This is a genomic window from Hyphomicrobium sp. (assembly GCF_020852195.1).
GTDB lineage: Bacteria > Pseudomonadota > Alphaproteobacteria > Rhizobiales > Hyphomicrobiaceae > Hyphomicrobium_C.
In genome coordinates, this window is sequence record NZ_JADZBI010000212.1 from 1 (window position 1) to 9,267 (window position 9,267).

Sequence of the window (9,267 nt, forward strand, 5' to 3'; positions counted from 1 at the left end):
AGTTGATGTCAATCACGTTGTCGAGCATGCGCATGGCGGTCTCGACCGTGCGCGCAAGGCGGTCGTGATCGAGACCCTCCGCCGTGACGTGATTGGCGAGGTTGACCGATCCGAGGTTGCAGACCGCCACCTCGTCGGCGGACGTGTTGAGCGTGATCTCCGTGCAAAGGTTCGACGAGTGCACGACGCCCGTATGCTGTTGCGGCGAGCGCAGGTTGCACGGGTCCTTGAACGTGATCCAGGGGTGCCCGGTCTCGAACAGCATGGTGAGCATGCGCCGCCAGAGGTCGACAGCCCGCACGCGCCGGGCGACCTTGAGCTCCATCCGTTCGGCCTTGGCCTCGTAGTCCGCATAGCGCTCCGCGAAGGAGCGGCCGTAGAGGTCGTGCAGGTCCGGCACCTCGTCGGGAGAAAAGAGCGTCCAGTATCCGTCCTCGGCGACGCGCTGCATGAAGAGGTCCGGGATCCAATGGGCCGTGTTCATGTCGTGTGTGCGTCGCCGGTCGTCGCCCGTGTTCTTCCTGAGGTCGAGGAACTCCTCGATGTCGATGTGCCACGTCTCCAGGTAGGCGCAGACGGCGCCCTTGCGCTTGCCGCCCTGGTTGACGGCAATGGCGGTGTCGTTGGCGACCTTCAGGAACGGCACGACGCCCTGGCTCTCGCCGTTGGTGCCCTTGATGTGGGCGCCGAGGCCGCGCACGCGTGTCCAGTCGTTGCCGAGCCCGCCCGAGTACTTGGCGAGCAGCGCATTGTCCTTGATGGCCTTGAAGATGCCGTCGAGGTCGTCGGACACGGTGGTCAGAAAACACGACGAGAGCTGCGGGCGCGGCGTGCCGGCGTTGAACAGCGTCGGCGTCGAGCACATGAAGTCGAAAGAGGAGATCAGGTCGTAGAACTCGATAGCCTTCGCATCGCGATCGATCTCGCGCAGCGCGAGCCCCATAGCGACGCGCATGAAGAACGCCTGCGGCAGCTCGAAGCGCAAGCCGCGGGTCTGCAGGAAATAGCGATCGTAGAGCGTCTGCAAACCGAGGAACTGAAAGCGCATGTCGCGCTCGGGTCTTAGCGCGCAACCGAGCCGGTCGAGGTCGAAGCGGGCGAGCTCGGGATCGAGCAGCTCGGCGTCGATGCCCTTGGCGACGTAGGCACGGAAATACTCCGGATAGCGCTCGGCCATCTCGGCCTGGCTGGCACGCTCCGGCCGGCCGGACACGAACGAGAGCGCTTCCTCGCGAAGCTGGTCCATCAGCAGGCGTGCGCTCACCTCGCTATAAGCCGGCTCGGTCTCGATCAGTGTACGAGCGGCAAGGATTGGGGCCAGCGTCAGCTCGTGAGCGGCGATGCCGTCGTAGAGATTGCGATAGGTTTCGGCGAGCACGACCTCGGCGGAAACATCCGGCAGCCCCTCGCAGGCTTCGCGCACGATGAGCGCCAGACGCTGGTGGTCGAGTGGCGCCAGCGATCCATCTCGCCCTTTGACGTTCAGTGCCGGAAGCGACGGGTGAGACGGCTCCGCGGCAACCGCGGCGCGCTCCTTGGCGCGGGCCTCGCGATAAAGCACGTAGGCGCGCGCTACCTTGTGGTGCTCGCCGCGCATCAGCGCCAGCTCCACCTGGTCCTGGATCTCCTCGACGTGGAACGTGCGGCCATGGTCGACGCGGCGCGTCAGTGCGGACACGATCTGTGCCGTCAATTCCTCGACGATCTCGTGCACGCGGCGCGAGGCCGCCGCCCGTCCGCCCTCGACGGCGAGGAAGGCTTTGGTCAAGGCGATGGAAATCTTGGTGGGATCGAACGGCGTCACGCCGCCATTGCGGCGGATCACCTGCAAGGCAGGCGTTACGGCCGGCTTCGAGACGTATCCGCCCGATGCGGATCCGGTCTCCGAGCTTCTTGCTTCTAGTGCGATGGACATCGGCAAACCCCTGCATGATAGGGGGCTTGGGCCGAATGGGGACGCGCATTCAAGCGCCCCGCGGGCGCGGAGCAGCAGCGAATACCACCCACCGGGACACCCCGCCCGAGGACGAAAAAAACCTCGTCACAGGCAGGTCTCCTGGCTCGCAGGTCATTGCCGCCTGTCTGGCCTTCCCGGTTTGCACCAGTGACCGTTCTCGACAGGCGGCTCGCCGCTCACAGTTGCGGGGGCAGCCCCGGGATTGCTCGTGTCATCAGAAAGACGAGCGCACCGGGTTCCCTCTTAGCGCCGGGCGGTTGCACCCGGCGACCCATGACGCCCTCATAACGACAGATTCGCCGGGGCGCGCCAAGCGCGGCACCGCAACATGTTGCGATTCTCGATATAGTCTTGCGTACATGTTGTGTTTATCGAAGACGACGACACGAAAAGGATTGACGCGCCGTGACTACGCCGCGCGCGAAGCGGCGCGCTCGCTGCCGCGCTTGGCGAGCGGCACGAAGCTCCGGCTTTCCGGGCCGATGTAGTGGGCCGTCGGGCGGACGATCTTGTTGTCCTGGCGCTGCTCTATGATGTGCGCCGTCCAGCCAGCGATACGCCCGATGGCGAACAGGGGGGTGAACATGCCGCGCGGCACGCCGAGTAGGTGATAGACGGCGGCCGTGTACCAGTCGACGTTGGGGAACATGCCCTTGGTCTCTGCCATCACCGCCTCGATGCGCTCGGCGATGTCGAATACCCGCATGTCCCCTGCTTCACGCGCCAGCCGGCGCGCCAGCGGCTTCAGGATCTTGGAGCGCGGATCCACGGTCGTGTAGACGGGATGGCCGAAGCCCATGACCATCTCCTTCGCCGCGATGCGCCGGCGAATATCGGCCTCGGCCTCATCGGCGTCTGCGTAGCGTGCCATCACCTCGAGCGCCGCCTGATTGGCGCCGCCATGCCTCGTGCCGCGCAGCGCACCTATGGCACCGACAATGGCAGAGTAGAAATCCGAGCCAGTGGCGACTATCGAGCGCGCTGTGAACGTCGAAGCGTTGAGCTCGTGCTCGGCGTAGAGGACGAGCGAAGCCTGCATGGCTCGCACGTGCGCCTGGCGCGGGTTCCCTCCATGCAACAGGCGCAGGAAGTGGCCGCCAACCGTCTCGTCATCAGTCTCAACGTCAATGATCCGACCTTTCGAGGCGTAATGGTGCCAGTAAAATAGCATCGATCCTGCCGACGCGATGAGTCGGTCTGCGATATCCCTCGCTCCCGCGCCGTCCTGATCCACTGCCTCGGGAAGAGTGCAGCCGAGCGCCGACACGCCGGTGCGCAGCACATCCATCGGATGGGCAGCCGCGGGGAGGGCTTCGAGGGTGCGCCGCACGGCAAGCGGCAGCCCGCGTAGCGCATGCAGCTTGGCCGTGTAGCTCGCAAGCTTCGTCGACGTCGGCAGGCCACCATGAATCAGAAGATGTGCGATCTCCTCGAACGTGCATTCCTCGGCCAGATCGAGAATGTCGTAGCCGCGATAGCGCAGCGCGTCGCCGACGGGGCTGACGGAGCTGATGGCCGTGTTGCCGGCGACGACACCCGACAGCGCGACCGACTTCTTCGCCTTCGGCCTTTCAAGTTCAGCGAGATCGTGGCCCATGCGTTTCCCTTCGAGCGGTGGCTTGAACTGGCACCGCGCAAGGGCAAGTTTCATCCCCTGCGCCGTTGCCGCAGTATCCCAATGCGCCTCGGCTGCACGAAGAGCTGAAAAAGCGAAGGTTTGCGAAACGCCTTCTGCAAATCGGCGAACCCCGCGATAGTGGCAGGCGTTGAGACTACGCGGCCTCGTCCTCCTCCGGCTCGCTCGCCTTGTCGAAGTGCGCCCGCCAGACCGTGACGCACTCGGCAGTCGCGGTATCGCCGGACGCTTCCGCGCGGCGCGCCGCTTGTCGCAATGCGTTGCGGAGCGCCGTGCGCGCGAGCCGTGTCGCCGGCTCCGTCATGGAGGTGGGCTCTTGTTCGGACTCGAGGGCAGCCCAGACCTGCTTTTTGGTCTGCACGTAGGGCGCCGGGCCGTAGAGGTCGAGGTAGGTCTGGAAGGTTGCGAATTGCTGCGCGTCGAACGCCTTGTCCTCGCCGAGCGTGGTCAGGACGGGGCTCGCGGGATGCAGGGACGCGCACGGCACGAGCCCGTCCGGGATCGGCGTGTTGGCCGAATGCGTGCGCCGCGCAGCGAGCAGCTTGGGCAGCACGTGCGTGTGTGGCCCGGGCGGCGAAACGCCGCCCGTGTCGGGTCCGCCGATCTTCTGGTAGACCTCGGCACGGCCGAGATGAGAGAGGACGATGCGGTGCGGATGCGTGGCCAGAATGGCGCCACCCGCCTCGCTCGCGAACGTCGGTCTGCCGCAAGAGGCCCTGAGCACGGCAATCAGATCCGCGTCACGCGTGCGAATGCAGAAATCGATCTGAGGCTGCGCCAACCCGATGTCGAACAGGATCGCGTCCCGCTCGTCCGGGCGGATCGCCTCCGTATCAGCCCCGAGCTCAGTGAGCACGTCTCGCTGCGCCCGCGGCGCCCGTCCCTCGGGAAGGCAAAGGGCGATGCCCTGGCCCCAGCGATGCGGGCGGGGGCTCAGAAGCTCATACGCCACCGCGCGCATGTCCGGACGCGGCACGATGCGTATGGCGCCGCGCTTCGTCGCCCGCGTGAGGCTGGGCGTATCGTTGACGAGAAGCTCTTCGCCGTCATCCTGATGAAACTCGCCGATGGCGCCGAACGAGCCGATGCTCCAGCCGCTCTCCCAGCGTTCGAGCTCCGCCTTCAGGATCGAAACGAGTCTGTTCACGCGCGCATCCTTATCAACCAGTCGCGCCATCGGTCTGCGCCGGCGGCAGCACCACAATGCCATCCTCATCGCCAAACACGGAATCACCATCCGATACGAGCACGCCGGCGATGTCCACTTGAATGCCGACGATCCCCTCGCCGCGCCGAGTCGATCTCCGCGGATTGGCGCCGATTGCCTTGATGCCGATGTCCAGCGTCGCGAGCAAGGCCGTATCGCGCACGCATCCGTAGATGACGACGCCCTCCCATCCGTTGGCAACCGCATCCTTCCCGATCATGTCGCCGAGCAACGCACACCGCGTGCTGCCGCCGCCATCGACGACGAGCACGCGGCCGTGCCCTGGCGTCGCCAGCAGCTCCTTGACGCGGGAGTTGTCCTCGAAGCATTTCACCGTCACCGCCGCGCCCTGAAAGCACTGGCGTCCCCCGAAATCGCGGAACACCGGCGCCGGAATGCGTGCCGCGTCTCGATGCTGGTCGGACAGGTCGCACGTGCTGAAGGTCATCGTTGCTCCTTTCTCGGGTGTCATGCGGCCGGATAAGGGGTGAACCGGCGCTGGTTCTCGTCGATGGCCGTGCGCCGACCTATGGCCGGGAAGGCGCGCTGCGGACAGCTCGGGCGCTCGCAGATCTTGCAACCCGCCCCGATGGGCACGGCCGCGGACTGGTCCTTGAGGTCGAGGCCCTTTGCGTAGACCAGCCGATGCGCGTGGCTGAGGTCGCAGCCGAGCCCGATTGCGAACGTCTTCGACGGCGCACCATAGCCGCCCTGGCCGCGCGAGACCGTGCGCGCGATCCAGAGATAGGTCCGCCCGTCCGGCATGCTGGCGAGCTGCGTCAGGATGCGGCCCGGCACGGCGAACGCCTCGTAGACGTTCCAGAGCGGGCAGGAGCCTCCGACGCGTGAGAAATGGAAGTCGGTTGCCGACTGTCTCTTGGAGATATTGCCGGCGCGGTCGACACGCACGAAGAAGAACGGCACGCCGCGCGCATTGGGACGCTGCAGCGTGCTGAGCCGATGGCAGATGGTCTCGAAGCCGACGCCGAAGCGCTGGCACAAGAGCTCGATGTCGTAGCGCAGCCTCTCTGCCGCCTCGAAGAAGATGCCGTAAGGCATGATCAGAGCGCCTGCGAAGTGGTTGGCCAGGCCGATGCGCGCCAGGCGATAGGTCTCCTCGCTACCCGACGCGGCATCTCTTGCCAGGCGATCGATCGCGTTGCCCATCTCGAGGTAGGCGAGCTGGGTGGCCATCTCGAACGCAAGCTGCCCGGGCATCAAGGTCGAGGACAGCCTGAGAACACGCGCATCGCTGTCGAAGCTGCGCTGCACGAGTCTGAGCTCGTTCGGCGGCTCGATGATGACCTGAACGCCCAAATGGTCGCTGAGATACCGCTTGAGTCCCGCCGCACAGTTTCCGACCGCAAGGCCGGTCTTGCCGAACAGATCTTCGGCGGCCTCGTCCAAGTCCGCAAAATAATTGTGGTTTGCATAGAAGTAGTCGCGCACCTGTTCATAGGGCCTCAGTTGCGCTGGCGCCTGGTCTTCAACCCCTACGCCGAGGCGAGCCGCAAGCGCATCGGCGCGCTCCGCCACCTGACGCAGGCGCTTGTGCTGCTTCACGATCGCACGTCCGACAGCCGGCATGTTGGCGGCGATCTCGCGGATCTCCGTCAGTGCAACCTCCTCGTCGAGTCCCGGATCGAACAATACGTCGCGCAGGTCCGCGATCAGCCGCGCCTCCTCGTCCTCGGAAAAGAGCTGCACATCGACGCCGAACACCGCGTTGATCTTGAGGAGGATCGGTACGGTCAGCGGCCGCTGGTTCTTCTCGAGCTGGTTCAGATAGCTCGCCGAGAGGTCCAGCGAGCGCGCCAAGGCGACCTGAGTGAGCCCGCGCTCCTCGCGCAGGCGCTTCAGGCGGACGCCCATGAAGGCTTTTCGCATCGTCGGCCTCATTCGCAAACTTCGCAAATTTGCAGGGCTGGCTTCGCAAATATCCGCTTTTTCAGGCGTTTATCGCGGTCTGTCTCTGCGGATAATGCGAATATTCAAGTTTGGCAAGCAGGGACACACGATGACCAGGAAGACCTCCTTCGACGACCTCATTCCGAACGCGGCGCCGGGCCGCTTCGATGGCATCACCCGTCCCTACACCGCCGCCGACGTGCTCAGGCTGCGCGGCTCGATGCCGATCCGGCACACGATCGCCGAGCATGGCGCCAACCGCCTCTGGAAGCTCCTGGGCTCGGAGCCCTACGTGCACGCGCTTGGCGCCGTGACAGGCAACCAGGCCATGCAGATGGTGCGCGCCGGCCTCAAGGCGATCTATCTCTCCGGCTGGCAGGTGGCGGCCGACGCCAACACGGCGTCTGCCATGTACCCCGATCAGAGCCTCTACCCGGCCAACGCCGGCCCGGAGCTCGCGCGCCGCATAAACCGCACGCTGCAGCGCGCCGACCAGATCGAGCACGCGGAAGGCAAGAAGAGCGTCGAGACCTGGTTCGCGCCCATCGTGGCCGATGCCGAGGCCGGCTTCGGAGGCCCGCTCAACGCCTTCGAGATCATGAAGGCCTACATCGAGGCCGGTGCCGCCGGCGTGCACTTCGAGGACCAACTTGCGTCCGAGAAGAAGTGCGGCCATCTCGGCGGCAAGGTGCTGATCCCGACCGCGGCGCACGTCCGCAACCTCGTCGCTGCCCGTCTCGCAGCCGACATCATGGGCGTGCCGACGCTGATCGTCGCGCGCACGGACGCGGAGTCCGCGAAGCTGATCACCTCCGACGTCGATGAGCGCGACCGCGCGTTCATCGTTTCCGGCGAACGCACGCCGGAGGGCTTCTACACGCTCAAGAACGGCGTCGACGCCTGCATCGCGCGCGGCCTGGCCTATGCGCCCTATGCCGACCTTCTGTGGTGGGAGACCTCGACGCCGAACCTCAAGGACGCGGCCCGTTTCGCCGAAGCGATCCATCGCAAGTATCCGGGCAAGATGCTGGCCTACAACTGCTCGCCCTCCTTTAACTGGAAATCCAAGCTGGACGAGGCCTCGATCGCCCGCTTCCAGAAGGAGATCGGCGCCATGGGCTACAAGTTCCAGTTCGTGACGCTGGCGGGCTTCCATCAGCTCAACCACGGCATGTTCGAGCTGGCCTGCGGCTACCGCGACCGCGGCATGGCGGCCTACTCGGAGCTGCAGCAGGCCGAGTTCGCGAGCTAGGCTGCGGGCTACACTGCAACCCGCCATCAGCGCGAGGTCGGCACCGGCTACTTCGACGCCGTCTCGCTCGCCATCTCGGGTGGCGTCTCGTCCACGACCGCCATGTCGGAGTCGACCGAGACCGCGCAATTCCAGCCGGCCGCCGAGTAGGCGCGTCACATGCCATCAGGCGAAAGCGAAAACCCTGGAGATCATCGCATGCGATCAGCAGACATCGTCGCTCTTCCCGATCCGTTCAGCGGTCCCCGTAAGGCCGATGCCGAGACCCTGATCCGCAAGGTCGCCGAGACCCTGCACCGGCTCAACCAGCAGATTACGACGGCCGTCGACGCGGGCGTCACCATCGAGCTGATGCGCGGCTCGCGCGTCCACAACGGGCGCGGGCAGTGGGGCGACCAGATGATCCCCATCGTCAAGATTGCGGAGCCCTCGCACGAGGAGCGGCGGGATTAGGCCATGCCCGTCTCAGACCTCAGCGAGACCCGCTTCGTCGAGATCGTGTTCCCCGAGCAGGCGAACCACTACGGCACGCTGTTCGGGGGTACGGCCTTGAATCTGATGAGCAAGGCGGCCGCCATCGCCGCCGCGCGCCGGGCAGGCGCCAGCGTGGTGATGGCGTCGTCCGACAAGGTCAGCTTCCACATGCCCGTCCTGGTGGGACAGATCGTCGAGCTTTGCGCGCGTGTCTCGCGCGTGGGGCGCACCTCCATGACGGTCAAGGTCGACGTCATCGCCGAGACCCTCGGCCAGCCGGATCGCAAGCTCGCCATGCAGGGCAGCTTCGAGATGGTCGCCGTCGATGCCGAGGGCCGCCCGACACCGATCTGCCCCATCGCGGCTTAGCATTTTCAAACAAAGGTTCCAAACATGACACAGGCCGCCAACCTCGGCTTCCCGCGCATCGGCATCAAGAGAGAGCTCAAGACGGCGACGGAAGCCTATTGGAAGGGTGAGATCGATTACACGGCGCTACGCAAGGCCGGCGCGGAGCTGCGGGCGCGCCACTGGACGCTGCAGAAGGACGCCGGGATCGACGTCATCCCATCGAACGATTTCTCGTTCTACGACCAGATGCTCGACATGACCGCCATGCTGGGCGCCGTCCCGCCGCGCTTTTGCAAGCCGGAGAATGGACAGGGCGCGCGCATCGCCGCGACGCACCGGACGGCGAGCGCCTATGCCGTGATGGCGGACGTGGCGGAGCTTGCCGCCGATCAGGCGGCGACCGTCGATTTCGACACCTACTTCGCCATGGCACGCGGATCCGATGCGGCGCCGGCGATGGAGATGACGAAGTGGTTCGATAC

Annotated in this window: 7 protein-coding genes, 2 pseudogenes and 1 riboswitch; of the genes and pseudogenes, 4 read left to right on the forward strand and 5 right to left on the reverse strand. The window is 65.6% G+C overall.

All coding sequences use genetic code 11. From position 1 onward, the window contains the following. The 5 genes from IT540_RS17705 to IT540_RS17725 all read right to left on the reverse strand — a co-directional run. A partial coding sequence (locus tag IT540_RS17705) for a ribonucleoside-diphosphate reductase subunit alpha (RefSeq protein ID WP_291180905.1) occupies positions 1 to 1,915 on the reverse strand: 1,915 nt, incomplete at its 3' end. A gap of 113 nt (positions 1,916 to 2,028) precedes the next feature. Further along, positions 2,029 to 2,247, reverse strand: a riboswitch (cobalamin riboswitch). Between the two features lie 119 nt (positions 2,248 to 2,366). Beyond that, a complete protein-coding gene (gene prpC / locus IT540_RS17710) occupies positions 2,367 to 3,554 on the reverse strand; it encodes a 2-methylcitrate synthase (protein WP_291180918.1) in 1,188 nt (395 codons plus the stop codon). Between the two features lie 175 nt (positions 3,555 to 3,729). Continuing rightward, the gene (locus IT540_RS17715; RefSeq protein WP_291180907.1) at positions 3,730 to 4,740 is read right to left on the reverse strand and encodes a hypothetical protein; all 1,011 of its coding nucleotides are present in this window, start codon (positions 4,738 to 4,740) and stop codon (positions 3,730 to 3,732) included. Positions 4,741 to 4,753: 13 nt separating this feature from the next. Continuing rightward, positions 4,754 to 5,248, reverse strand: coding sequence for a ribonuclease E activity regulator RraA (rraA, locus tag IT540_RS17720; protein WP_291180909.1), 495 nt, complete (start codon positions 5,246 to 5,248; stop codon positions 4,754 to 4,756). Positions 5,249 to 5,268: 20 nt separating this feature from the next. Then, positions 5,269 to 6,687 carry a short-chain fatty acyl-CoA regulator family protein gene (locus IT540_RS17725; RefSeq protein WP_291180911.1) on the reverse strand — a complete coding sequence of 473 codons (1,419 nt, stop codon included), beginning with the start codon at positions 6,685 to 6,687 and terminating at the stop codon, positions 5,269 to 5,271. Between the two features lie 130 nt (positions 6,688 to 6,817). On the opposite strand from IT540_RS17725, the pseudogene aceA reads away from it, so the two are divergent. The 4 genes and pseudogenes from aceA to IT540_RS17745 all read left to right on the forward strand — a co-directional run. After that, a pseudogene (aceA, locus tag IT540_RS17730) lies at positions 6,818 to 8,110 on the forward strand (isocitrate lyase). Between the two features lie 48 nt (positions 8,111 to 8,158). Then, positions 8,159 to 8,413, forward strand: a complete 255-nt coding sequence (locus IT540_RS17735; RefSeq protein ID WP_291180914.1) for a hypothetical protein — start codon at positions 8,159 to 8,161, stop codon at positions 8,411 to 8,413. 3 nt (positions 8,414 to 8,416) lie between these two features. Next, entirely contained in the window at positions 8,417 to 8,803 is a 387-nt protein-coding gene (locus IT540_RS17740) for an acyl-CoA thioesterase (protein WP_291180916.1), read from the forward strand. 24 nt (positions 8,804 to 8,827) lie between these two features. Further along, positions 8,828 to 9,267 (forward strand): annotated as a pseudogene (locus IT540_RS17745) (5-methyltetrahydropteroyltriglutamate--homocysteine S-methyltransferase); the annotation flags it as partial.